The organism is Occallatibacter sp. (assembly GCF_036502485.1).
GTDB lineage: Bacteria > Acidobacteriota > Terriglobia > Terriglobales > Acidobacteriaceae > Telmatobacter.
Genome location: NZ_DASXYM010000068.1, coordinates 1 through 25,136 on the forward strand (window position 1 = coordinate 1; position 25,136 = coordinate 25,136).

25 protein-coding genes are annotated in these 25,136 nt (G+C 62.4%); 14 read left to right on the forward strand and 11 right to left on the reverse strand.

What is annotated here, in order from left to right:
* From VGL22_RS10220 to VGL22_RS10245, 6 genes are all read left to right on the forward strand, one after another.
* On the forward strand, window positions 1-1,450 hold a 1,450-nt coding region (locus VGL22_RS10220; RefSeq protein WP_465266813.1), incomplete at its 5' end, for a GspE/PulE family protein.
* A complete protein-coding gene (pilM, locus tag VGL22_RS10225; protein ID WP_465266814.1) occupies window positions 1,450-2,382 on the forward strand; it encodes a type IV pilus biogenesis protein PilM in 933 nt (310 codons plus the stop codon). The genes VGL22_RS10220 and pilM, both read left to right, overlap by 1 nt.
* Window positions 2,382-3,176, forward strand: a complete 795-nt coding sequence (locus tag VGL22_RS10230) for a fimbrial assembly protein (RefSeq protein WP_465266815.1) — start codon at window positions 2,382-2,384, stop codon at window positions 3,174-3,176. Before pilM ends, VGL22_RS10230 begins: the two co-directional genes overlap by 1 nt.
* Window positions 3,173-3,805: a hypothetical protein gene (locus VGL22_RS10235; RefSeq protein WP_465266816.1), complete on the forward strand. Its 633-nt coding sequence runs from the start codon at window positions 3,173-3,175 to the stop codon at window positions 3,803-3,805. Before VGL22_RS10230 ends, VGL22_RS10235 begins: the two co-directional genes overlap by 4 nt.
* On the forward strand, window positions 3,802-4,431 hold the full coding sequence (locus VGL22_RS10240; protein ID WP_465266817.1) for a hypothetical protein: 630 nt from the start codon (window positions 3,802-3,804) through the stop codon (window positions 4,429-4,431). The genes VGL22_RS10235 and VGL22_RS10240 overlap by 4 nt, the downstream gene beginning before the upstream one ends.
* 173 nt (window positions 4,432-4,604) lie before the next feature.
* A complete protein-coding gene (locus tag VGL22_RS10245) occupies window positions 4,605-5,618 on the forward strand; it encodes a hypothetical protein (protein WP_465266818.1) in 1,014 nt (337 codons plus the stop codon).
* 77 nt (window positions 5,619-5,695) lie between these two features.
* Here VGL22_RS10245 and VGL22_RS10250 read toward each other — a convergent pair whose 3' ends face one another.
* The 4 genes from VGL22_RS10250 to VGL22_RS10265 all read right to left on the reverse strand — a co-directional run bounded on the left by VGL22_RS10250 (window position 5,696) and on the right by VGL22_RS10265 (window position 10,099).
* Complete coding sequence (locus tag VGL22_RS10250; RefSeq protein ID WP_465266819.1) at window positions 5,696-6,874, reverse strand: glycoside hydrolase family 172 protein; 1,179 nt, start codon at window positions 6,872-6,874, stop codon at window positions 5,696-5,698.
* A gap of 97 nt (window positions 6,875-6,971) precedes the next feature.
* A complete protein-coding gene (locus VGL22_RS10255; RefSeq protein ID WP_465266820.1) occupies window positions 6,972-9,185 on the reverse strand; it encodes a beta-glucosidase in 2,214 nt (737 codons plus the stop codon).
* A 65-nt stretch (window positions 9,186-9,250) separates the two neighbouring features.
* Complete coding sequence (locus tag VGL22_RS10260) at window positions 9,251-9,772, reverse strand: hypothetical protein (protein ID WP_465266821.1); 522 nt, start codon at window positions 9,770-9,772, stop codon at window positions 9,251-9,253.
* A gap of 45 nt (window positions 9,773-9,817) precedes the next feature.
* Complete coding sequence (locus tag VGL22_RS10265) at window positions 9,818-10,099, reverse strand: hypothetical protein (protein WP_465266822.1); 282 nt, start codon at window positions 10,097-10,099, stop codon at window positions 9,818-9,820.
* A gap of 141 nt (window positions 10,100-10,240) precedes the next feature.
* Here VGL22_RS10265 and VGL22_RS10270 point away from each other — a divergent pair, with 141 nt between their 5' ends.
* Window positions 10,241-11,491 carry an NRAMP family divalent metal transporter gene (locus VGL22_RS10270; protein WP_465266823.1) on the forward strand — a complete coding sequence of 417 codons (1,251 nt, stop codon included), beginning with the start codon at window positions 10,241-10,243 and terminating at the stop codon, window positions 11,489-11,491.
* 71 nt (window positions 11,492-11,562) lie between these two features.
* The gene (locus VGL22_RS10275) at window positions 11,563-11,838 is read left to right on the forward strand and encodes a hypothetical protein (RefSeq protein ID WP_465266824.1); all 276 of its coding nucleotides are present in this window, start codon (window positions 11,563-11,565) and stop codon (window positions 11,836-11,838) included.
* Window positions 11,839-11,972: 134 nt separating this feature from the next.
* Here VGL22_RS10275 and VGL22_RS10280 read toward each other — a convergent pair whose 3' ends face one another.
* Entirely contained in the window at window positions 11,973-12,239 is a 267-nt protein-coding gene (locus VGL22_RS10280) for a hypothetical protein (RefSeq protein ID WP_465266825.1), read from the reverse strand.
* Window positions 12,240-12,380: 141 nt separating this feature from the next.
* On the opposite strand from VGL22_RS10280, the gene VGL22_RS10285 reads away from it, so the two are divergent.
* Window positions 12,381-12,758, forward strand: a complete 378-nt coding sequence (locus VGL22_RS10285; RefSeq protein ID WP_465266826.1) for a hypothetical protein — start codon at window positions 12,381-12,383, stop codon at window positions 12,756-12,758.
* A gap of 233 nt (window positions 12,759-12,991) precedes the next feature.
* A complete protein-coding gene (locus VGL22_RS10290) occupies window positions 12,992-14,860 on the forward strand; it encodes a hypothetical protein (RefSeq protein ID WP_465266827.1) in 1,869 nt (622 codons plus the stop codon).
* 156 nt (window positions 14,861-15,016) lie between these two features.
* Here the strand turns inward: VGL22_RS10290 and VGL22_RS10295 are convergent, their stop codons facing one another.
* The 5 genes from VGL22_RS10295 to VGL22_RS10315 all read right to left on the reverse strand — a co-directional run bounded on the left by VGL22_RS10295 (window position 15,017) and on the right by VGL22_RS10315 (window position 21,017).
* Complete coding sequence (locus VGL22_RS10295; RefSeq protein ID WP_465266828.1) at window positions 15,017-17,104, reverse strand: TonB-dependent receptor plug domain-containing protein; 2,088 nt, start codon at window positions 17,102-17,104, stop codon at window positions 15,017-15,019.
* A gap of 169 nt (window positions 17,105-17,273) precedes the next feature.
* Window positions 17,274-18,728, reverse strand: a complete 1,455-nt coding sequence (locus VGL22_RS10300; RefSeq protein WP_465266829.1) for a sensor histidine kinase — start codon at window positions 18,726-18,728, stop codon at window positions 17,274-17,276.
* A complete protein-coding gene (locus VGL22_RS10305) occupies window positions 18,725-19,240 on the reverse strand; it encodes a TOL_0243 family YfiR-like periplasmic protein (RefSeq protein WP_465266830.1) in 516 nt (171 codons plus the stop codon). The genes VGL22_RS10300 and VGL22_RS10305 overlap by 4 nt, the downstream gene beginning before the upstream one ends.
* 485 nt (window positions 19,241-19,725) lie before the next feature.
* Window positions 19,726-20,109, reverse strand: coding sequence for a (deoxy)nucleoside triphosphate pyrophosphohydrolase (locus VGL22_RS10310; protein WP_465266831.1), 384 nt, complete (start codon window positions 20,107-20,109; stop codon window positions 19,726-19,728).
* 161 nt (window positions 20,110-20,270) lie between these two features.
* Window positions 20,271-21,017: an HAD family hydrolase gene (locus VGL22_RS10315; protein WP_465266832.1), complete on the reverse strand. Its 747-nt coding sequence runs from the start codon at window positions 21,015-21,017 to the stop codon at window positions 20,271-20,273.
* Window positions 21,018-21,436: 419 nt separating this feature from the next.
* On the opposite strand from VGL22_RS10315, the gene VGL22_RS10320 reads away from it, so the two are divergent.
* The 4 genes from VGL22_RS10320 to VGL22_RS10335 all read left to right on the forward strand — a co-directional run bounded on the left by VGL22_RS10320 (window position 21,437) and on the right by VGL22_RS10335 (window position 24,520).
* Window positions 21,437-21,892: a rhodanese-like domain-containing protein gene (locus VGL22_RS10320; protein ID WP_465266833.1), complete on the forward strand. Its 456-nt coding sequence runs from the start codon at window positions 21,437-21,439 to the stop codon at window positions 21,890-21,892.
* A 2-nt stretch (window positions 21,893-21,894) separates the two neighbouring features.
* Window positions 21,895-22,407 carry a TlpA family protein disulfide reductase gene (locus tag VGL22_RS10325; protein WP_465266834.1) on the forward strand — a complete coding sequence of 171 codons (513 nt, stop codon included), beginning with the start codon at window positions 21,895-21,897 and terminating at the stop codon, window positions 22,405-22,407.
* 104 nt (window positions 22,408-22,511) lie between these two features.
* On the forward strand, window positions 22,512-23,510 hold the full coding sequence (locus VGL22_RS10330; protein WP_465266835.1) for a site-specific tyrosine recombinase: 999 nt from the start codon (window positions 22,512-22,514) through the stop codon (window positions 23,508-23,510).
* The gene (locus VGL22_RS10335) at window positions 23,507-24,520 is read left to right on the forward strand and encodes a tyrosine recombinase (protein ID WP_465266836.1); all 1,014 of its coding nucleotides are present in this window, start codon (window positions 23,507-23,509) and stop codon (window positions 24,518-24,520) included. The genes VGL22_RS10330 and VGL22_RS10335 overlap by 4 nt, the downstream gene beginning before the upstream one ends.
* 111 nt (window positions 24,521-24,631) lie before the next feature.
* Here the strand turns inward: VGL22_RS10335 and VGL22_RS10340 are convergent.
* Window positions 24,632-25,136: thiamine pyrophosphate-dependent enzyme (locus VGL22_RS10340; protein WP_465266837.1), on the reverse strand; the 505-nt coding region annotated here is incomplete at its 5' end.

Sequence of the window (25,136 nt, forward strand, 5' to 3'; positions counted from 1 at the left end):
CTACCGCCGCGAGGGGGCGGCGTTGGCGATTGTCGTCAGCGATCCGCGGGACCTGCCGATGATCGACGAGCTCGGCATGCTGCTTGGCGCGCCGATCCGGGTGCTGGTCGCGGCGCCGTCGGCGATCCAGGGGATTCTGAAGAAGAGCGAGAGCTCGACGCGCGTGCTCGAGGAAGCGACGGAAAGCTTCCAGCTGCAGATCCTGCGCGAGGACGAGCACGGCGACGAACAGCTCTCGGTCGACAAGATGACGACCGACACGAGTCCGGTCATCCGTCTGGTCGACACGACGATCTACACCGCGATCCAGCGGCGGGCCAGCGACATCCACATCGAGACCGCCGACGACGCGGTCTACGTCAAGTACCGGATCGACGGCGTGCTGCAGTCGGCGATGCGGCCGATCGCCAAGCAGTTTCACAGCTCGATCATCTCGCGCATCAAGGTCATGGCGGAGCTCGACATCGCCGAGAAGCGCGTGCCGCAGGACGGCCGCTTCCGGCTGCGGCTCGGCGGCAAGACCATCGACTTCCGCGTTTCGGTGATGCCGAGCGCGCACGGCGAGGACGTCGTCATCCGTATTCTCGACAAGGAGTCGATCAGCGAGCAGTTCACCGAGCTGCGGCTCGACATCCTCGGCTTCCCGGACGCCGAGCTGAAGCGGTTCCGGAAGTACATCGCCGAGCCGTACGGGATGGTCCTGGTCACCGGCCCGACCGGCAGCGGCAAGACGACCACGCTCTACGCGGCGCTGTCGGAGATCAAGAGCGTCGAGGACAAGATCATCACGATCGAGGATCCGGTCGAGTACCAGCTCCGCGGCATCACCCAGATCCCGATCAACGAGAAGAAGGGACTGACGTTCGCCCGCGGCCTGCGCTCGATCCTGCGCCACGATCCGGACAAGATCATGGTCGGCGAGATCCGCGATCCGGAGACCGCGCAGATCGCCATCAACTCCGCGCTCACCGGCCACCTTGTCTTCACCACCGTCCACGCCAACAACGTCGTCGACGTGCTCGGCCGCTTCCTCAACATGGGAGTCGAGGCTTACAACTTCGTCTCCGCGCTCAACTGCATCCTCGCGCAGCGCCTGGTCCGCACCATCTGCGACTACTGCGCCCACACCGTGCGCTACAACGAGGAAACCCTGCTGGCCGCAGGGCTCCAACCCGAGGAGTGGCTCGAGTTCGACTTCCGCGAAGGTGTTGGCTGCATGGAATGCGGCGGGACCGGCTACCGTGGCCGTACCGCCATCCATGAACTCCTCGACCTTACCGATCCCATCCGCGAACTCATCCTCGATAAGAAGCCCACGTCGGAGATCCGCAAGCTAGCCCAGAAAGAAGGCATGAGCTTCCTGCGCGAGTCCGCGATTGACCGCGTACGGCACGGAATTACTACACTCAAAGAGATCAACAAAGTTACGTTCATCGAGGCCTCAAGATAGTGGCTCTGCTCTCGAAGAAATTCTCGTTTACTGCCGCGCCTGCAGCGGCTCGCCCGCACACCGCGGTCGAGCTCACGCCCGAAGGCGTGCTCGCAGCTGCCATTCCGGGCGGCACAACCGCACCCGTCTACGCATTCGCGCCCCTGCGGCCCGGCGCACTCTCGCCGGGCATCGCCGGCACCAACATCATGACCATGGACGCTGTCGTTCAGGCGCTGCGCTCCGCGCTCGACCAGGTTTCGCCCCGCAGCCGATCCATCACCCTGATCATTCCTGACACCGCGGCCCGTGTCTTCGTCCTCGACTTCGACTCAATCTCAAAAGACCCGGATGTCGTCAATCCCGTGCTGCGGTTTCGCATGCGCAAGATGGTTCCTTTCGAGGTGGAGCACGCTGCCCTCAGCTACCAGGTTCTCGCGCATAACCCAGCTGCAGGCGAGAGCGCGGTCAAGGTACTGGTCACCATCATCCCGCGAACCGTTCTGTCTGAGTACGAGGCGGCTGTCGAAGCTGCCGGCTATGAACCGGGCGTGGTGCTGCTCTCCACCCTCGCTTCCCTTGCGGCTCTCACCCTTTCCGAACCCGCGCTGGCTGTGAACCTGAGCAGCACGGCTCTCACCACCTCCATCGTGAGCGGCAATGACCTGCTGCTCTATCGCACCCTTGACCTGCCTGTGGATAACGAGCAGCGCGTGGCTGAGGTGCAGCGCAACATCGCCGTGGCCGCAGCCTACTTTGAAGACAAGGTGGGTAGCGCGCCGCGCCAGTTGCATTACGCAGGAGCGGTGCCCGCGCAGGAGTTTGCGCGCGCCATCAGCGACATGGACCTTGATGTGGTGGAGACGACTCCCACCCCGGCCACCGGCGCTGTCACGCCGCTCGGTCCCATCGGATTCGCCGGAGTTGCCGGCGCACTTGCGGGAGTCGCCTGATGCGCATCGCAGTAAACCTGGCAACCAGGCCGTTTGCTGACCTGGGTCCTGCGCTGCGACGCCTGCGCATCGGAATGGGAGCTCTGGCCCTCGTCGCCATCGCGCTCGCCGTGGCTCTGCACTTCCTGCATAACCGCGCTGAAGCCGCGCGTGCCCGCGAGCACTCTCTCGATGGCGCCATCGCCAAGGTGAATCAGGAGCGCCAGCAGGCCCAGATCATGATGCGTCAGCCCGACAACGCCGCGGTCCTCGACCAGGTATCCTCTCTGAATCGCCTCATCGATACCAAGGCGTTCTCGTGGACTCTGGCCATGGAGGACCTCGAGTCCGTTCTTCCCGGCGGCGTGCAGGTCACCACCCTCGAGCCCATCGTCGACAAGAAGGACGGACACATCACCGTGCGCATGCGCGTGGTCGGTCCGCGCGACAAGGCCGTCGAGCTGGTCTCGAACCTGGAGCACTCCCGCCGCTTCCTGCAGCCCCGCATCACCGGCGAGAGCGCGGAGAGCAGCGGCAATGGAGCCCAGCAGGTTGAGCCCGTCAGCATGTCCAGCCGCGTCAACTTCGATCTCCTCGCCGACTACAACCCCGCCGGCCCCAGCGAGCGCATGGCTGCCGCAAAGAAATCCGACAAGTCGACCCAGACCACCGAACCTGGCTCCACACCCGCGTCCGCAACACCCCGCACCGGCTCATCTGGCCGTCAGCGCAGGCCAAATCTCGCAGCTCCGCGCCCGGCTCGAAACCCAGTTCAGCTGGGCGTTCCCAACCACCCCGCAGGAGGTCCGCGATGAACGCAAAGACCAATGAGGTCTGGCGCGAGCGGCTCGCCTCCCCGCTCACATGGCACTACGTGGGCTTCGCGGCGCTACTGGCGGTCGTGATCGTGCTCGCCACGCGCTTTGCGCTGGACTGGGCCGTCACCAGCAGGCGCACCACGGACGCGCTTTCGGAAAAGCAGGTCCAGCTCAAAGGGCTTGAACTGCAGACAGCCCCGCTGCGCGGTCTCGATAAACGCATTGACCAGACCCGCATCGACATCAAAGACTTCTACGCAAAGCGCATCCCGCACAGCTACTCGGAAATCGATGTCCACATCGGCGAGCTCGAAACCAAGTCCGGCGTGCGTCAAACCCGCCTGAACTACGCGCAAAAGCCGCCGCAGAGCAACCTCTCTGAGATCACGCTCGACGCGGGCATCACCGGCGAATACCCACAGATCATGCGCTTCATCAACTCGCTCGAGCGCGAGAAAATCCTCTTCGTCATTCGCGGCATGGCATTTACGGGCCAGCAGGGCGGCGCCGTCAACCTGCGCCTGCAGCTCTCCACGTGGCTGCGTCCGGCGGACGCTGCCGCCAGCGGCATTCCGCAGCAGCAGCAAAACAACACTCCTGCAGGACAGGAGGCGCAGCCGCAATGAAGTCCGGAACCGAAGACAAGAAGAAGGTAATCATCCTGGCCGCGATGTTGGCCCTTATCGTTCCCCTCGCCATCTGGGAACTGCGCGGATACTTTGGCGGCTCCACGCCGGAACCGCGGCCCATCACGCCTGCTCCTGCCGCGACCACCACAACGGCAACCCCCCCGACTGCGGCAAGCGTGCCGGGTCCGGCTACCACTGAGGCGCCTGAAGCGCAGCGCGTCACCAGCAGCGACAACATCGACCCTACCCTGCATCTGGACAAGTTGGCGCAGAGCGAAGACGTCGTGTACGCCGGCACCGGCCGCAACATCTTTTCCGCGGAATCGGCGCCCGTAAAGATTGAAACCCCCATCGTCAACCCGCGCGGCGGACCCACCGTGGTTGACAATACTCCCCCACCACCTCCGCAGGCTCCGCCCATCGACCTTAAGTACTTTGGCTACTCGCAGGCGAAGGACAAGTCGAACATCCGCGCCTTCCTGGTCCACGGCGACGACATCTTCATGGCCAAGCCCGGCGAGGTCGTCGATCATCGCTACAAGATTGGCAGCATCTCACCGGGAAGCATCCAGGTCACTGACCTGGCCTACAACAATACGCAGAGCTTGCCACTTATGCAGTAGCCCGCGCATCCTTGATAACAGTGGTCAACATTTCCCCAACCCGCTTGCCTCATGAAAGAACCTCCCGTGCCCCATCCCTGCGCCTTTCTTCCGGCGCGAGGGTGGGAGACGAGGAACACCGGATTTTCCGGGAGCCGCACCTTGACACTGAGGAGCCCCACCTCGAGACGCAGATGCCCCACCCTCCCGGCGTCTTTGCTTTTGCCGACAGGGTGGGAGGCCCTGCGGATATCCCGCCTCGCACCTCAACCGGCAAGCCATCAGAATCCGGCTATATCCTGCTTGGCGTCATGATCCTTTTGGCCGTATTCGTCATCGGCCTCGCCATCGCCGCTCCGCGCATCGCCGCCGACATCCAGCGCGACCGTGAAGTGGAGACGATGCGCCGCGGCAAGCAATACATCCGCGCCATTCAGCTCTACTACCGCAAGTTCAATGCCTACCCGCCCAGCATCGACGCCCTGGTCAAGACCAACGAAATTCGTTTTCTGCGCAAGCGCTACATCGACCCCATCACCGGCAAAGACGACTGGAAGACGATCGGATACTGCCAGAACAAAGCGCCCATAGCGATGGGTTTCTTCGGCCAGCCCCTCGGCCCCACGAGCGGCTGCGGCCCGCTCGCCGGCACCGGCCCCAGCGGCGGCAACGGCCTGCAGGGCAGCACATTCGGCACACAACCCGGTCAGACAGGCAGCAACGTTCTGGGCGGAACAAACCCTGCGAACCCCACACAACCTGTGGTGGGAGGAACCGGAACCGGGGCTGGAACCACCACCGGAACCGGCATTACAAATAGCAGCGGATCCCAGCCAACCACCGGCACCACAACCGGCACCGGAACCGACGCCAGCAACGGCAGCCAGTCAGGCAGCTTGTTTGGAAGTACCGACGCCAGCAATTCCGGCCAGACCCTCGGCGGAGGCGGCATCATGGGCGTCACCCCCGCCTCCGACAAAAAGTCGCTCCTGATCTACAAGAAAAAGGACCACTACAACCAGTGGGAGTTCACTTACTCCACGATGATGGATCAGATGACCATGCAGGGAGGAAACGCCGGCACCATCGGCACGCCCGCCGGCGGAACCGGCACCGGAACCGGCATCAACTCAGGCACTGGCATTACCCCCATCACATCGCCCACGCAACCCTCGCAACCAACACAACCCACCCAGCCGCAGCAATAAGGGACAAAGCACAGAGCACGAGAGCGACAGCTCACACCCCGCCTCCTCTGCAACTTTGTAACTCTGTCCCTCTTTCCCTACTCCTTCGCCTTCTCCGCCCCCGGCCCGCCCACCGCAAACACCTTCGGCACCCGGTCCTCCGGACTTGGCAACGCAGGAAACTGCATGTGCGGCTCCGTCTGATACCAGTACGCCACCGTGTAGAAATTGTCTGACCGGCAGTTTGCGTGGCCATGCTCCATCGTCACCCTGATCGACTTCTCGAACGTGATGGGGCTCTCGATGTGCCAGCGATACAGGCAATACCGTCCGCCAATTCGCTCGGGATCGACCATGTAAGGCGCGCCGTTATGCGGGTAGGCAAACGCCTGCAGCCCGAAGTCCCACGCGCCGTTGTAGTAGTCCTCTGTGCCTGTCCCATTGATCACCGGCTTCGGATCACCGTCAATGAAGATCATGTCGTCGCCTTCGCCAAACCACTGATTCTGGTTCTGGAGCACCCCGTGCTGCACGCCGACAAAGTGCCCGCGCCCGGTCGCCTCCATGAACACGTAATTGCCTTCGCCGTTCAGGTTCGGCTTGCTGTTCACCTGCGCGTCCCCGTTGCCCCGCCAGTCGTTGGTCCAGCCTTTGGCCGGCGCAGCCTGACGATACTGCGCATGGAACCGCCCCACATCCGCCGGCAGCGAAGCCAGAGAGACGAAATCCACCGCGTAGTAGAGATTGTTCGTCGGCGCCTTGCCTTCGTTCGTCACGGTAATCTTCGCGGCGCTCGCATACGGCATCTCGAAGTAGCAGTTCAGCGCCTTCACCGGGGCAACCGTTGTCAGCGCCGATTGATAGGTGAAGTACTCGCCCAGCGTGAGCCCGTAGAAATCCCCAATCGGCGCCTCCACCGACGGCGACTGCTCCCCATCCCACCACATGCGCAGCACCAGGTTCTTCAGATGATGCGGATCCTCAGAGTTGATCGTGAACCAGACGTGCGTGATCACACCCGCGCCGGTTACATCCAGCAGCGTCGCTGATTTGCCAGGCGCCACCATCACCGCATCGCCGTTTCCGCCGCTGCGATCCCAGCTCGACGAGCGCCGCGATTTGTACGTGCGCAGCCGCGCCAAATCCAGCAACCCCTCGGGAATCTCGCCGCTGCCCTCGCCTGCCGCATACACCGGAGCGCCGGCTCCAGCAAGTCCCGCCACCGCTCCCGCCGACATAATCCCACCCAGCAACCGTCGCCGGTTCACTCCGCTCATCAGCATTTCTCCTCAATCAAAGAATCAAAGGGCTTTGTAGATGCGCAGGTCGACCCATGTCAATAGACCAGGGAGCATCGTCCTCCCCGGCGCCCATTTACGGCACACTGAGGGTCCCCACCGGCGTCAAAGCGCGGGATGAGTTGCCCAGGAACACCGTGTATGTGCCCGGAGCCACCACCCACGCACTCTTTCCCGTATCCCAGTACGACATGGGGTGGGACGAATCGCCCTGATCCACTTCGATGGTCACATCCTGCTTCGCGCCCGCATCCAGCGAAATCTTCTTCCAGGCCACCAGTCGGTGCGGCGGCTCATCGAGCTCTGCCGGCATTCCCAGGTACACCTGCGCCACTTCCGCGCCTGCTGCGCTCCCGGAGTTCGTCAGCCTGAACGTCACTTTGAAGTTTGGATTGCTCGCGGTCAGATTGTTCGCCACCGCGCCGTTCGAGAATGGAAACGTCGTGTAGCTCAGTCCAAACCCAAAAGGAAACAGGGGCGTCAATCCCTGTGCGTCAAACCACTTGTATCCCACGTTAAATCCCTCATCGAGCTTCACGTCGAACGGCGTGGACGCGTCCGGCGGCTGCGCCGTCACCGGCCGCGGCAATTGCGCGTCGCTGGCCGGGAAGGTCAACGGCAACTTTCCTGACGGGTTCACAACACCAAACAGCAGGTCCGCAATCGCCGGTCCGCCGCGCTGCCCTGGATACCACGCCTCCAACACCGCGCTCACATGATCCAGCCATGGCATCAGCACCGGCCCCCCGCTCTCAATCACCACGATGGTGTGTGGATTTGCCGCAGCCACAGCTTCCACAAGTGCATCCTGATCGACGTTCATCCCCGAGGTAAAATCCGTCAGAGCCAGGCTGGGTTCGTCCATCCCTTCAGCCGCCCACTGATTCAGAAACACCACCGCAACCTGCGACTTCGCCGCCAGGGCTGCCGCGGCCGCCGCATCGGTCCCGTCTGCAAACTGCGCACTGGCCGCGGGAGCCGCTGCCTGAATAGCCTGAAGCGGCGATGAGGGGTCCCAGATGACCTGCGACGACGAGCATGGCGGGCAAGGCTTGGGCCCCACAATTCCGCCGCCCACCGGCTGCACCTGGGCCGAGCCTCCGCCCGACAGCACCCCCACATCCGCCTTCCACCCGATCACCGCAATCGACCCCACCGTCGACACGTTCAGCGGAAGCTGTCCGTTCGCATTTTTCAGCAGAACCGCGCCCGCCTCTTCGGTCTCCTGCGCGATATTCGCATCCGCACCGGCAGGAATGGGCTGAACTGTCTGCGGGTGATCGAAGATTCCAACCTCGTACATCGCCCTCAATACGCGATGCACCATGTTGTCGAGCCGCGATTGCGACACCTTCCCATCCGTCACAGCCGCGCCCAGCCCTCCGAAAAACTGCTGATTCGGCTGCTCCTGATCCAGGCCGTTGTTGGCCGCGTCCACTGTGCTGTGCGTCGCCCACCAGTCGCTCATCACAAAACCAGGAAACTTCCAGTCGCCCTTCAACACATCATTCAGCAGGTGCTTGTTCTCGCAGTCATACTGCGAGTTGGTCAGGTTGTACGAGCACATCACGCTCTGCACATTCGAGTCCTTGACGCCGATCTCAAACGCCAGCAGATCGCTCTCCCGCCCCGCGCGCTCATCCACGATCACGTTTTCCGTGGTGCGCCCCGACTCCTGATCGTTGAACGCAAAATGCTTGATGCCGCCGATGACGTGCTGCGCCTGGATCGCCTTGATGTGAGCCGCGGTGATTTTGCCCGCAAGAATGGGATCCTCCCCCTTGGTCTCGAACGTGCGCCCGTCGCGCGGCTCGCGGCCGATCAAATTGATGTTGCCGCCCAGGTTCACGTTCATTCCGTAGTCGGCCAACTCCGTGCCGATCACGGTTCCGTACTTCGCGGCCTCACTCAGATCCCAGCTAGCCGCGCTGGCAATGGACGAAGGCAGAGCCGTGGCTTGCCCCACTCGGTTGCCTGCGCCCACGCTTCCGTCTGCAAGATACAGCGCCGGAATCTTGAGCCGCGTGTTCTCCGGCACCCATCCCGCCGCCCCGTGGGGCACCGTCGAAGTGCCGCCGCCGGAGGTCACTCCGCCCATTACCATGGCAAGCTTCTCAGCCTGCGTCATCTGCTTCAGCAGGGCGTCGGCTTTCGTATCGGAATCCCCAGACACCGGCGGAGGTGGCGGAGTGATGCTGGATGAGCTTCCGCCTCCGCATCCTGCGACGGCGATCAAAAAGATCGCGAGGAACCCCGTCCAGGCGCAGCGAACGCCAACCGAGCACCGCATAAATGCCCCCAATCCGAACGGGAACATCTTAGTCCACTTCAGGGTTCGGGGGCGAGTACCACCGCTCACCGGTTCTTGTGATCGGACAGGTGCGAATCGATTGCCGCCTGCCACTCCGCTCCGGCGCGCCTGTCCCCCTCGGCCATCGTGGCCACGTGCGCATCGCCTTCCGCCCTCACAGCCGTGCGCGCATACGTCACATGCACCGTCGTCGCGTTCGCGCCCGCTTCGGCAAACCGCACATCAATCGTGCACACCATCAGATCGCCCAGGATATAGACATACTGAAAATGCCGCGCCTCTACGTCGTGCTGCGCAATCACCCACACCGCGGTAAGCGGGCCATGCTGGATGGTGAACACCGCACCCTGCTCATCGCGCGGCTCAGCCGGGTACACAAACTGCGGGTCCCAGTGCTTCCCTGCCCAGGCGCGCTCCCCCTCCGGCCCAAACAGCTTCGCCGTTTCGGCGTAGGGCGCCTTCACTCGAAGATCGAAGCTCGTCTCCGCATGCGCGCGCTCCGTTACGTTTTGTGCAGCCGCCGCCACACACACACCCGCCATCGCGACACTCGCAAGAGCTTTCATCGCTACCTCTATCGTGCTGTTCTTTGCCCTTCCCCTGACCACTGGCTAATCCCTGCTTTTGCGCCTCTCCCTCAGGTTGTGGCTATCCGCCGCCCGCAGTGTCATTCCGTACAGCGTCTTGAACTGCTCGATCTCTTTCAGCGTCTGTTGCGAAAACGGCGCCTTGCCCTCAAACGCATGCAGCACGATGCCCTCCAGCAGATCGCCAAGCGTCATATCCTTCTGCTCAGCCAACGCCTTCAGCACCTTCAGCATGCGCTTTTCCAGGCGCACCCCGGTCTGCACCCGCTCCACTTCTACCGCTTCCCGATCCTTCTCCTGTGCCATGCAGATAAATATACCTTGGTACATTGGTACACACAAGGCCGCACTTCTTCCCGGAGCGCCAGGCGGGCGTTTCACCCCCCCACGCCCCGGCCTGTTATGGTCTTTGAGGAACACATGAATCCACCTTAGGAATCCGTACGCATGTTCAAGCGTTGGCGAACCCGGATACTGCTGTTTTTGGCCGTCCTCGGCCCCGGATTCATCACCGCCAACGTCGACAACGATTCCGGCGGCATCCTCACCTACTCGCTCGCAGGCGCCAAGCACGGCTATTCCCTGCTCTGGATGATCATTCCCATCACGGTCGCCCTCATCGTGGTGCAGGAGATGTGCGCCCGCATGGGCGTGGTCACCGGCAAGGGCCTCAGCGACATGATCCGCGAGGAGTTCGGCCTCCGCCTCACCTTCATCCTGATGGTGGTGCTGGTGGTGGTCAACTACACCAACGTGGTCACCGAGTTCATCGGCATCACCGGTTCGCTGCACCTGTTCCACGTCACCAAATTCATCTCCGTACCAATCAGCGCGGCCGGCGTCTGGCTCCTCATCGTAAAAGGCAATTACAAGACCACGGAGAAGGTCTTCCTCGTCGCATCGCTGGTCTACATCGCTTACATCTTCACCGGCGTGCTCTCCCAGCCCAGCTGGCACGAGGCCCTGCTCGCCACCGTCAATCTCCCCGCCCGCACCGTGTGGAGCAACAAGGACTACATCTACGACGCCATCGGCATCGTCGGCACCACCATCGCCCCATGGATGCAGTTCTATCTGCAATCCTCCATCGTCGAAAAAGGCATTCGCGTAAAGGACTACAGCGCCTCGCGCCTCGACGTCATTGTGGGCAGCTTCTTCACCGACATCGTGGCATGGTTCATCATCGTGGCCTGCGCCGCCACCCTTTACGTCCACGGCATGCAGGACCTCGCCGTCCCCGCCGACGCCGCCGAGGCCATGCGCCCCCTGGCCAGCGACTACGCCTTCATCCTCTTCTCGTTCGGGCTATTCAATGCGTCGGTGTTCGCCGCATCCATCCTGCCCCTCTCCACGGCATACACCGTGTGCGAAGGCCTCGGCTTCGAATCCGGCGTCGACAAGAGCTTCCGCGAGGCGCCGTTCTTCTACTGGCTTTACACGCTGCTCATCGCCGGAGGCGCCATCACCGTCCTCATCCTGCCGGACGCCCAGCTCGTGAGCTATGCCATCCTCTCCCAGGTTCTCAACGGCGTCCTTCTCCCCGTCGTCATCATCCTCATGCTGCTGCTCATCAACCGCCACGATCTCATGGGCGAGCACAAAAATTCGCGGCTTTGGAACGTGATCGCATGGACCACCAGCCTCATCGTCATCGGCATGACGGGCGTGATGCTCTGGGGCATCCTGCCCGGCCACTGATCAGGTGTGCGGCTGAGACTTGTGTGAGCCAGCTCACAGCCATTTTGGACCGACCGGGACATCATTGACCCATGGTTGAGATTCTCTGGAAATCGAATGCGCCCCATCTCCCCGTCAAGGACCATGAACTGGTAGAGCTCCGCCTGCTCGATCTTGGCAACGCTGCCGCCCCGCGCTTCCTCGTACGCGAGATACACGCGGCTTGGTCCGCCTCAAAGCAGCAGATTCAATGGAAGGGATACAACGACGAGTCCTGCGCAACCCCGCAAGAGGCCCAGGCTCGCTTCAAAAAACGCAAAGCCGCCCAAATCCAGGCCGGCTTCGCCTACTCCACCGTTTTGGCCTGAGGCGGAGCGACGACGCGAACTTCCGCGGTGCATTCTCTTCTCCGCCGTCAATGCCCCCTGCCCCATCTTCGCGACTTCTTTTTGTCGCGAAGGTGGGAAGCCACGAACCCGGCCAGCCTCGGCATCCTCGGCCGTCACTCCTTCGTCTTACCAGTCCCCAGCTCATTCCCGGTAGGCTGCGCCTCGCTGGTATCCACCGCCGTATCTCCAAAATCCTCGGCGCCGTAGTCATAATCGCGCCCGCCGTCGTACTCCTGCTTCTCGGTCGGCGTCTTCACCCGCTGCTCTTCATTTAGATCCCAGCCCTGCTCCCGCGCGTACTCGCTGGTCAGCCCGCCGCTTCGCGGTGTAAACCCTGACGGCTCCCTGCGTTCCGCCTCATCCTGCTTCTCCTTCGCCATGGTTCCCTCCAGATCCGGTGAGATGGGCCCCTCCGCAGTCAAAGATGCTTGCACTCCCATTCCCTGCTCCCTATTCCATACTCCCCGCCTCTAAGCAACTCCCCCCGCCCGCACCGCTTCCGACACGCCAGAGGAGACCTCATGTCCGACCGTCAAAACCAGCCTCAACAGAAACAATCGGAAAAGGAAGTCCCTGACACCGCCTCCGCCAGCCAGTCCGCCGGCTCCGCCGTCCGCCACGTCGGCAAGACCCTGGAATCCGATCCCGAGTACAACGACCGCCCCTCGCGCGAGCTCGCTCCGGAGATCGGCCTCATCGATCCCCACGGCAACGACATCACCGCCAGCCCCAACATGTATGCCGGCTCTGATCCCCTGGTCGGCACAGAGCTGAGCGAGACCGGGTCCGGCCTGCGCGTGGAGCCCCTCAAGACCCGCCTCCCCGGCGACACCAGCTCCGATCCGCACACCGATCTGGGGCCTGACAACGCCACCAACCTCCAGCATCGCGGCGAGTAATCGCCGCCGATGCTTCCCTTCCCACCCCCCGCCTTTGATGGTACGGAAGCGCTGCGTAGCAGCATCAAACCGTCTGGCCTCTCGCCAGGCAATGCTTGCCTTAACGGGGCTATCCTTTCCCTGTACGCGGCCGTACTTCTCCGCAAAGTCTCCCCCTAGAGCCGCGACCGACAGAACCCAGAGCAAGAAAGCCTGCAGTCTTCTCTCTCTCAGGTGCCCTCTCAGGGGGTCTTGTGTCGATTCGTGCGTTCCTCGGCATATCTGTCTTTGCAGCCGCAGCTGGCCTCCACGCGCAGGTGCCTCCCGCCTCCGCCAAGCCTGTTGAAGCGGAACTTCTCACCCGTGTTACTGCTCAGGGCGCCCAGGCCGGCGACACCATCTACGCTCGCGTTGTGCGCGACTGGAATGGCCCCGGCTGCCGCCTTCGCCGCGGCGCCACACTGACCGCCACCGTGCGTAGCGCGGTGCCTCGCTCGCACTCCACACCGTCGGAGATCGCTTTGGCCTTCGACCGCGCCGAATGCACCGATGCCGGCCTTGAACCCTATCAACTGATTCTTGAATCGCTCGGTTCTGAAGGCGATGCGCCAGGACTGCTTTCCACCGAGCTCCCTGATCCCTCCACCATCGGAGTGAAGACCATTCAGCTTCACACCGCCGCACCAGGCAGCGACATGCTTCCCGATCTGCGTGCGACCAGAATGCGCGGAATCTCGGGCCTGCGCCTCACCCCCGGTACCGGCTCCGATCCCGTCTCTCTGGTGAGCAACAGAAGCGCCGATGTTCACATCGAGATTCGCTCCCGGATGCTGTTGCGCCCGGCACGGCTGCTGGCTGCGCCTTTGCCCGCGGCGCCTGACACGGCGGCAGCCCAAGTCTTTCTCGAGAGACCACCCGTAACGGTTCTCACGCCCGAGACCGCTACCTTCGACGTGTGCGCGCCACCCGCATGTACCGCGGCCGTTGCGACTACTGACACCGATCAGGTCTACGCCGGCAGCGTCTCTCTCCGGGATCTGGGCTATGTGTCGCGGCCCAATCGCGAAATCTTCGCCCCCAGCGACGATGAAGCGCTGGCATGGCTCAGCCCCACCCAACTCCTGGTCACCTTCAATCCGCACACGCTGGTGCCGCGCTTTGCCGCCGCCGGCGAGTCTCACTGCGTCAGGATCATCCGCGCCGTCCTCATTGACATGGCAAAGCACGCCACCTTGCGCACAGCCGACTGGCAGCTCACCGACCATCGTCAGTTCCTGTGGCAACTACCCGGTAATCGCGTGCTCGTGCATGCCAATAATGAGATGCGCATCTACAGCGCCGACCTGCAGATTGAGCAGCGGCTCCGGCTCTCCGGCCCCCTCGGCTTTGCGCGCGTTTCCCCAGACGGAAAGCTCCTCGCGCTGGGCTTGATACGCGAGCGCCACACGCCTGAACTGCACGCCAAACTTGCCGATCAGTTCGAGCAGGACCCGATTGAGGACATGCAGGTCCTGCTGATGAACAATCGCTTCGAAACCATCGGCTCGGTGCTCGCCAACTCTGACCGCCTCCCCCCGGTACTGCTCAACGAGGGACAGGTCAGCCTCTACCTGACGTCTGCGCAGCAAGGTCATCCAAGGAAGCGCTACAACCTCCAGCTGCGGAACTGGGATCACTCCGTCCAGACGCTGGCGCACTTCGAATCGACCTGTGCGCCGCAAGTCTCCAGCCTGCCGCCCGACCTCCTCTTCCTCGTCACCTGCGACAAGTCGAACGGCGCGCGCGAATACCGCGTCCTTCGCTCCGATGGACGACCCCTGCTGCACGGAGGCTCGTACTTGAGAGAGCTGGGGCATGCGGCAGGGGCGGGAGGCCTCCCCGGAACCTTCGCGGTGCGCATCTTCAAGACGGAGACACCGGCTCTCCCCGGCGAGCCGTTCCACCCCGCTGATCTGCAGTCCGCCGAGCTGATCATCTACCGGTGCAACGATGGCAAAAGGTTGTTCACCTTCCAGGCCAGGGACCCGGCCGCCAGCTCCGCCGGCTATGCCGTTTCCCCTTCCGGCGAGGTGGCCATCCTCACTCGCGATGAAGTCGATGTCTACCACGCTCCGCGAAAATGAACTTCACGGAAACCTTGTCTTTTTTGTCGCTGCGTGAAGCGAAGCGAAAAACTTGCTTTGCGCTGCTTTTCTTCCTGTCATTCCCAAAGGGAATCTGCTGTTCCCGGCAGAGCGCTGCGGGGGTATCCCGGCACTCTTGCCTGCACCCGTCCGCAATCACTTGCTGAAGCTGATACTCCCGTAAAACCCGCGCCGGATCCCCACCGCCGGCCCGGGATCATAGACGAACTCCACATGATGCGGCTGCAGCAGGTTCTGCCCCACCGCGGTCAAATGGATGTGGCGCCCCGGATTCCAACGGATCGTAGCATCGCCCGACCAGTACGCGGCCACCTGGATGCCCGGCAGTTCACCCACATAGCGTGCCTGGATGTCCGCGTTGATTGAGTGCGGCAGATCGAAGCCGGTCTGCAGAATCGCCCGATTCCCCGGGCTCGACCCCTGAAAAACGCGTGCCGTGCCGATGTCCTTCGAGTTCGTGGCTCTCATCACGTGCAGGTCGAGGTATGAATAGGAACCGCGCAGGCGCCACCAGGGCCTGGGACGCCACTCCGGCGCCACTTCCAGCCCTCCCGTCGTCGCCACCAGTCCGTTGCCGAATTGCGCGGGAATCAGGATGTGCGTGGGAGCCGGATCCGTTTCGATATAGGGCGCCGCCACCAGGTCTTCGCTGAACAGGTCGCCATAGTGGTTGTAGAACCCCGCAATGTCTACGTAGAACTTCGTGCCCGCAAGACGGCGATAGCCGAGCTCATAGCCGTTCAGTTGCTCCGGCCTGAAGTTTGGATTGGCGCTGAATCGCGCGAACTCCGGCAGACCATTGGAGTAGCCCAGAAAGCTGGAAAGATTAAAGTCGCGCTCGACGTCGGCCGGGGTCCGCAACGCGTGTGTGTATGCCGCCCATAGCGTTTGCGTTGCCGTTGGGGTATACAGCAGACGTACATCTGGTTGCGCCAGGACCCCGGTGTAATTCGTCTTAAGAACCTTGATCCCGGGAGTAAGAGACAACCGGCCCTTTACCACCGAGATTTCATCCTGGATGAATCCCTGATAAAGCTGGTCGGTCCGGTGCGACGGTGTGAACGTCAGCCCCGAAAACACCTCCACTTCGCTCCCGTGGCTGAAGCGGAGTGTGCCTCCCCATGACACCTCCTGGCGAGGCATCGGAAAGCGATCGATGAAATCGAAATCTCCGGTATTGCGAATATCCCCGAAATTCAACTCGCTCCGGGTAGCGTGTTCATAAGAAGCAACAAGCTGAAAATCCCGTCCCGCCCCCTGCACCCTCCGCCAGCTCCACAGAACATTGCCTCCATAGAGAGTTGCATACCCATCAAGGACGGAAGTGGCCGGAGGATCGTACGTGGTAGCACTGACTCGCTCCCCGAAGTCATGCCCGTACACGTCCCCCTGAAGCCGGAAGTGATCGCTTGCCCTCCCGTTCCAATCCATCCGGAAGCTGCCCTGGCCGCCGCGCCAGTCATCGTAGTTGTCGCCGTCCGCGTGGTACTGTGGTCCCCGGCTGAAGCCCTTCGCATATACCCTGTACGAGAACCCTTTGCCGTTGCCTGCTCCATAGCGGGCATTTCCAAATACCTGCTCCACATTGCCGCCGCCGGCTTCCGCAAACACGCCCTTCGTGTCCTTTGAGTTCTTCGTGATGATATTGATCACGCCGTTCACCGCATTCGGACCCCAGATCGTACCGCCCGGCCCGCGAATGACTTCAATGCGATCGATATCCTCCAGAAGCGTATCCTGGGTCTCCCAATATGTACCTGCGGTAAACGTCGTGTACACGGTGCGGCCGTCAATCAGCACCAGCACAGAGCGCGAAAGCCGGCTGTTAAACCCACGGATGCCAATGGCGTACTCGCCCGTCGTGATGCGCGCCACCTCCACGCCAGGCGCGAGACGCAAAGCTTCAGGAATCGTACTGGCCCCAGACCGCCGAATGTCCTCCTGCGTGATCACGTAGATAGCCGCGGGAGTCTTCCACACCGCCTCCGGCTCCTTCGAAACGGTCGTAACTTCGAGATTGCCGAGTTGCTCCAGGCTCAACGTCTTCAACGGACCCTGGTAATCGCCGGAAGAAGGCCCCTGCGCACCCACACCCTGGCTGACGAGCGTGAGCGCGGCTGCCAGGGTCAGCCATTCCCGTCTCGTCACGATGCCCATCCGCGGCCAGAAAGCCGCACCGTGCACCGAGCCAATAGAGAACGAGCTGCGGATTCTCACTGCCATTCGGCTTGCTTGAGCGGGCGGCGAGAACATCGGGCTCCGATTCTCAACTGGATTTGGGACAGCACGGCGTCGCTGCGGATATCCTGGGTGAATTTCGCCGGGGGGATGCAGGCTGAGATGCGGACTGGTTTGTCTCAGGTTGTCCGCGGGCATCTGAGTCGGTAAAAACTTAGTTATCATTGGTGGCGCTCCGGCTTTGAGGAAGCGTAAAAGAGAACTCCGCTCCCTGGTCCACCACCCCCGTGGCCCACACCCGGCCGCCATGCCGCGCAACGATTCTGTGCACCGTCGCCAGACCCACTCCCGTGCCGGGAAATTCCGCCTGCGAATGGAGCCGCTGGAAAGGATGAAACAGCCGCGCCGCATACGCGCTGTCAAACCCCGCCCCGTTATCCCTGATGAAAAATACCGTCTCTTCCCCCTCGTCGCGGCACCCGAATTCGATCCGCGCACGACTCCGCCGCGAGGAATACTTCCACGCATTCCGCAACAGATTGTCCAGCACCACCGTGATCAGCCCTTCATCCGCCACCGCCACGCAGTCCTTGGCAATCACGCATTCAACCTGCCGTCCGTCGCCTTGCACCAGGCCGTCGAGAATCACCTTCGCCATAGCGCTTAGATCCACGGGCTTAAGCTGCAGGGGTATACTCGAAGCACGGGACAGATTCAGCAAATTCTCAATCAGAGTCGACATCCGGTTAATCGCGCTGACCAGCTTGTCCAGCAAGTCCTTCTCTTGATCCGGCCGCCCCGCCGCCCCCACCGACTGCAATAGATATCCGATATTCGAAACCTGCTGCAACGGCCCCCGCAGGTCGTGCGCGACCGTATAAGAAAACGCCTCGAGCTCCCGGTTTGCGGCGGACAACTCCGCGGTCCTCTCCGCAACCTTCTGCTCCAGCACCGCTCGGCCCTTCTCGATCTCATCCAGCATTTCATTGAACGACTGCACCAGGAATGCCAGTTCGTCGCGGCGACGCGGAATCTCGGCCCGCACCGAGTAGTCCCTCTGTCGCGATACAACCCGCGCCGTTTCCGCCAGGTTCTCGAGCGGCCGGATAATCACCCCTCGCATGGCCGACGTCGCCATCAGAGCGATCGCAAAGCACACCAGCAGAATGCATGCTGAAAGCAGTCCAAACTCCCGCGCCCGGCGCGCCAGCTCGCCCGTCTCATCCAGGATGTAAACCGACCCGATAACCTTCCCATCGGACCGAATCGTTTGCCCCAGCAGGACCGCGCCATTCTGAATCCAGAAGCCGGACTCCTGCCCCTTTGCCAGCCTTGGCGCAATCGTCTGGTAACCCGCGGGGCCGCGCGTATAACTCGCAAAAGGACGCCCGTCCACCCGATAAATCTCCGCGCTCAACACCGCAGGCGCGCCCCGCAGCGCCGACAAAGTGGTCTCGGCTGCGCTCTGGTCGTCGAAAAGCAGCGCCGCCTCGCAGTTCATCCCAATGATGTTCGCCTGCGTTTCGAGAGACTCCCTCAGATTGTGGCGCAAGGTGTAAAAGTCATACGCCAGGAATGATATGTAAGCCAGCAACAGCGCGATTCCGCTCACCAGCAGCACCAGCGCGGTGAGCCGCCCGGAGATCGACTGTGCAGACCAGCGATTCATGGCCGCACCCCCGCCGAACTCCCGCCCTTGACCGAGGACGCTACCCGCAGCAGTTCCGAGCTCAAGCTGAGCTGCGCCGCTCGAACCGCATCCAGATTCACGGCGAATCGAACATGTTTTTCGACCGTAAGGAACTGGATCATTCCGCCATGCTGAAGAAAATCCGGCGCATCGCTCACCGTCAGCACCGTCCGGCTGCGCAGTGCATTGAGATCGCCTGTGATACGCGTGCCTTCAGCGGCGCTGATGTAGGCGATCTCGCAGTCCCCCGCCTCCTCAGCGCGTTTCACTCGGACAACCCGGACAGGCTTGTCATCCAGCCGCTCGTTCGCCGTCAAGTCATCCAGCGTGTGACCCAGCGGATCCTCACCCACAATGCAGATGTCGAAGCTCTGGCCTTTGGCAGCCGTGTCCGCTGAGGTAAATCGCACGAACTTCCCAAAGTTGAACAAATAGGCCGCCTTCACGGCATATTCAGAGAGCCGGTTCTGCGCCCAGGTTGTCGCGACCATCGCGAGACATACAACGATCCCCGCAAAGCGTCTCCCCCCCAAGCCTCCGAAGTCCCCCCTCCGCCGCAACCAGCGGCAACAAAGAAACACGGTCTTGGATCGACAAGACGTCATCTATTCGGAATATTCTTCCTTGTGGTTCGGGAGCCGAGGGGATTGAATATAGGATCTTCTGGCCGGCCAAGCCTTGAACGGCCTTGATCGCCCAGTCCTTCAGCCGATTCCGCAACCCAGCTTAGCACCTCACTCCGAGGAATCCTACCGCCAGGCTCCCAACAGTTCGACCACTCGTTTCTGGAGAGTTGTGGTTGCAACAGGCTGCGGAAGAACTCCACCTCGAAGGCTCAGTAACAAGGGCACAACTTCACGGCCCGCTGAAGCGCCCCGAGTAGGGAGCCTTGTAACAAGGGCCACGACTTCAGTCGGGCCGATAAGCTGCACATAGTGCCTTGGGCTTTAGCCCCTGCCATGCGAGTCCGCATCGCTCACAGCAGCTTGCCGGATGCCAGATCGCGTATCAACCCTCTGTCCGCAGGCAAAAAATCGTATCCCGGCAGGTCTTCTAAGCGCGCCCACTTCAACTGCGCAAAGATTCGGTTCTCAAGCTCTCCCTTGAACTCGCGCACGGCAAAGAACTGCAGGTCCACCGCGCCTCCGTGCCGATAATTATGGCGGATATGAGTGACGCGCGGACCAATCTCGGCCTCAATCCCGAGCTCCTCGTCAAGCTCCCGCGCCAGCGCCTGCTCAGCGCTCTCGCCATGCTCAATCTTGCCCCCCGGAAATTCCCATTGCAGTCCCATCGGCTGGTCTGGACGCCGCTGACAGATAAGAATTTCGCCGCCACGTACAATCAGCGCCGCAGCCACAAAGCGCAGCGCCGGCCCGGCCGGTTTGGTGTGCCCGTTCTGGGGAGCCTGTTCCACGAACCTAGTCTACCGGAGCCAAAAGATAGGCGAAGTCATGGCTGATACACGGCGGTGTCAAAGTGAGTACCCTCGGCGCCGCTATCATCCAATCGAAAAGTCGCTCATAACCCTGTGATGTCACTGGAACCGGTTGGGGCAGCTTCTGGACGGTAGTAGCCCCATCCCTTGCGCAACGCCGTCTCCAGCAGCGCCGCGGACGGGTTGATGGGGAACGCATGCTCCGCCATCTCCAGCATCGCCAGGTCGTGCACTGAGTTCCCGAACACTGCATCGGGCCTCGGCAGACCCACCCTCTCCAAAGCAATCGCTTTGCCCTCGTCCGTAGGCACATCGACGATCTCGTTGGTGATCACGCCATCCTTCACCGCCACCGCGGCGGCCAGCACGCGGCTCTCGGGTATGCCAAACCGGCGAACCCCTTCGCAGATGACCCATTTATTGGTTGAACTGACCGCCCAGATCTCGGTCCCGCGGCGCCGCAGATCCTCAATGATGTCCGCCATCTCAACAAACACCCGCTGCAGAACAAACCCGCTCACATACTGCGCAGCTACCCGCTTCAACTCCTCATCGCGCAGCCCGGCGTAGATCTGCACCATCTCGCCGCAGATCTGCATCTCACTTACCTCGCCCGCGCGATACGCCCGGTGACGCGTGTCGATCCAGTCGGCGGTCGACCGCGAAACGATGCCCTGCTCCAGCGACCACTCCATAAATTCCAGGCCCGCGTCCCCGCCCCACAGCGTGCCGTCGCAGTCAAACACCGCCACCCGCGGCGCGGTATCGCGAATCTTCTGTTCCAGCTCTTCCCGGGTCCACTGACCCGCTTGCGATCCTATGGCTGTCAAAACTCTGGGTTCCTCATCATCCATGTTGTCCCTTCCATTCTCTTCCATATGCACTCTTTTTGCACATCAACAGCACGTCAACAGCTCAGCTTGAAAGCTTGCCAAGCTTTCACATGGCTGCCTCCGAAAGGAATCACCGTGCCGCATCCTGTCGCCTTTCTTCTGGCGACAGTGGCAGACCACGAACCTCGTCAACGAAGAAAATGGACTCACTCCCCAACCCCAAAACCTTGTCATCCTGAGCAAAGCGAAGGACCCGCTGTTGCACTTGCACTTGCACTTGCTTTTCTTCCTGCTTTTGCTCTTCTTGTCTGTCATTCCCGCAGGGAATCTGCTGTTCACCCCCTATCCCAAACACCCCGTTTGCATCCCTTCCCACCCCCCTGCTATACGTGATCTTTCCGCCACGAGGTAACTTAATGCGTCTTCCTGCTCTTCTTCTCGTCCTTGCAGTCGCATGTCCGCGTCTCATCCCGGCGCAGTCTTCGTCCCCCCTCAGCGCCACCACCGTTCCAACCGCCCAACTCATCCAGCCCGCCGACCTCGCCAAACTCCTCGACCAGCCCAACGCACCCATCGTTCTCCAGGTCGGCTCGCATGTCTTCTTCAATGAGGCGCACATCCCCAACTCGCAGTACGCCGGGCCCGGCTCCCAGCCTGCCGGCATCGCGCTGCTCGAGAAAACCGTCTCCGCGCTGCCCAAAGACAAGTTCCTCGTCCTCTACTGCGGCTGCTGCCCCTGGAATCGCTGCCCCAACGTCGGCCCCGCCTACAAGCGCCTTCACGACCTCGGCTTCACCAACGTGAAGGTCGTTTACTTCGCCAGCAACTTCGGTGATGACTGGGTCAGCAAAGGCTATCCCACGCAAAAGTAAACATGCCTGCCGCCCGCCTCGCCCGATCCCTCGCCTTCACCCTGCTCGCGTGCTCACTCCTCGCCGCGCAGCCGGCCGATCCCCTTCTGCACAAACCCGCACCCCCGTTCGTCCGCACCGATCTCAACCACAAACCCGTCAACATCTCCTCCTATCGCGGCAAAGTCGTCCTGCTCACCTTCTGGGCGACGTGGTGCGCGCCCTGCCAGATCGAGATGCCCCACTTCGTCGATTGGCAGACCCGCTACGGCCCCTCCGGCCTGCAAATCATCGGCGTCTCCATGGACGACGACTCCTCGCCCGTCCTCGCGCTCACCCGCAAGCGCCACGTCAATTACCCCGTGCTGATGGGCGACGAGCAACTGGGCGAAGCCTATGGCAGGATCTTGGGGCTGCCGGTGACCTTCCTCATCGACCGCCACGGCAACATCGCCGCGCACTTCAAGGGCGAAACCAAAATCCCCGTCATCGAAAGCGCGATGCAGCGCCTGCTGCGCCAACACATCGCTCCGTAACCGGTACTCCCGTACTATTGCTCCCTTTGATTCCTTGATAAACGTGGTTCGGTCCGCATCACGCCAGCGGTCGCGCGCACTCACTCAAGCCCATAATCGGAGTTGTGAATGTCACCGGCAACCAGGCGCTGCTGAAGGACTACCAGGTTTACCTTCGCGTGGAGAAAGGGCTGCGGCCGCTCACGTGCGAGGCCTACCTCTGCGATCTCCGCACCTTCTCCGAGTTCCTTGAAAGCCGCCACGGCGTGCTGCTCAGCGCCGCCCAGCAGGATGTCTCCGCATTCCTCGAACACCTGCGCACCCACAACATCGATTCACGCACGGCCGCGCGCAAGCTGAGCTGCCTCCGCGGCTTCTACAAGTGGCTCCTGCTCGATCGCCGCATCCATCACGACCCCACCGTCAACATCGATTCGCCCAAGTCCTGGAAGGTTCTGCCCAAGTCGCTCGCCGAGCCGGAAGTGAACGAAATGCTCGAACGCGCCGCGCTCGCCGCATCGCATCCCCAGGCCCGCGCCACCGCCTTCCGCGATCGCGCCATCCTCGAGTTGCTCTATGCCGGCGGCCTGCGCGTCTCCGAGATTGTCGGCCTCTCCACCAGCGATCTCTCCCTCGATGCCGGACGTGTGCAGGTCCTCGGCAAAGGCGACAAGGAGCGCATTATTCCCATCGGCGCCGTCGCTATTGAAGCCATCGAGAAATATCTCGCCGAGGGCCGGCCTCATCTGGCCCGTATCCAAACCCGGCGCACCAACAAACCCGCTGATTCCGCGCGCCTCTTTCTCTCTCTGCGCGGCATGCCGCTCACCCGCCAGTGGGTGTGGCATCTCGTCAAGGCTGCCAACAACAACGCCAGCCCCCACATGCTCCGCCACAGTTGCGCCACCCACATGGTCGAGCACGGCGCCGACCTGCGCAGCGTGCAGATGATGCTCGGCCACGCCGACATCTCCACGACTCAGGTCTATACGCATCTCGCCCTCGGCCGCCTCAAGGCCGTGCATCGCCTGCATCATCCCCGCGCCACACGCCGCATCCCGGAACCCGCAGCCCCTGACACAACCACCCAGCCCTCCTCTGATTCGCTTGAGGAAACTGCATGACCTCCGCGTCAGTCATGACCAGCAAGCCGGACGCTCCACCTTCCGCGCAGCCTCAGAACCATGGGAGCACTTCTCTCTCCGGGCTCGTCTCTGAATACCTGCGCGTGCTTGCCGCCGAACGCGGCGCCTCCGCGCATACCCTCCGCGCCTATCATCGCGAGCTCAACAGCTTCGCTAGCTGGATCATTCAGAACTATGGCGCCAATCAGACGCCCGGCCGCATCGAGCACACCCACATCCGTGCCTACCTCAGCACCCTCTACGATCGTGGCTTGTCAAAGGCCTCCACCGCGCGCGCACTCGCTTCGATTCGCAGCTGGTTCAAATGGCTGGCCCGCACCGGCCGCGTGCAGATGAATGTCGCTGCGCTCGTCTCCACGCCCCGGCTGCCCAGGCATCTGCCCCGCGTGCCCTCCATCGAAGAGATGAATCGTGTGGTCGACACCGTGGAGAAAGACGCCGCGGCTTGGCCCGCGCGCGACAAAGCCATCCTCGAGCTGCTCTATGGATGCGGCATGCGCAACGCCGAACTCATCGGCCTCAACATCGACGACATCCACTGGGCCAACGAAGCCATTCTCGTCCGCGGCAAAGGCCAGAAGCAGCGCTTCGTCCCCCTGGGCGACGCCGCCGCGTATGCCTTGCGTGCGTATCTCGCCGAACGCAGCGCGCACCTTGCCGCCGTGTCAACCGCGGCCAAATCACCCGCCCTGCTTCTGAATCTACGCCTGCGCGGCCTCGGAAAACCCGGCCACAATGCGCGCCTCACCACCCGCAGCGTAGGCCGCATCGTCAAGCGCGTAGCCATGCTCCGCGGCCTGCCTTCAGACGTACACCCGCACACCCTGCGCCACGCCTTCGGCACCCACCTGCTCGAAGAAGGCGCCGACCTCCGCGCCATCCAGGAACTCCTCGGCCACGAACGCCTCTCCACCACCCAGCGCTACACCCAGCTCACCACCGCGCAACTCACGCAGGTCTACGACCGCACCCACCCCCGCGCCAAATAAGCCGGCCATCGGCCACCTGAGCGTCCGCCAGGGCAGCCCCGTGCCCCATCCTCGCGACTTTTCTCTGTCGCCAGGGCAGGAAACCACAAGCCCCCCACAAGCCAAGGATTTTCAGCTCTTCCGCCGCTTAGCTCCGCGCTCCAGCAACCCCTTGCCCCGCAGATAGCTCTCCATCGCCGCAACCGCATCCTTCCGTCGCTGCCCCGCAACCTGAAACGCCGTGCACTCAATCAGCGTGGGCCCGCGATCCTTGCGTGCCCGCTGAATCGCCTCATATGCCACTCGATACGAGCCCACCACATCGTGCCCATCCACAACAATGCGCGCCATCTCCGTCCCCGGCTCGAGCTCTGCCCCGTTCGTTTTGCGGCTGCGGCCGCGCGCCCGCGCATCCTCCTCGCGCGCCTCCGCCACAAATATCATCGGCAACCGATGCGCACGCGCAATCTCCAGCGCTTCGCTCCACGCTTCGCCCTGCTCCGCGCCTGCGAACACCACCGTGACCCTGCCGCTCTTCTTTGTCTTCTGCGCCAGCGCCGAACCCACCGCCCGCTGCAACTCCAGCGCAAAGACCGTCGCATTCCCATTGCGACGGCGCCCATTCAACGACGCCGCG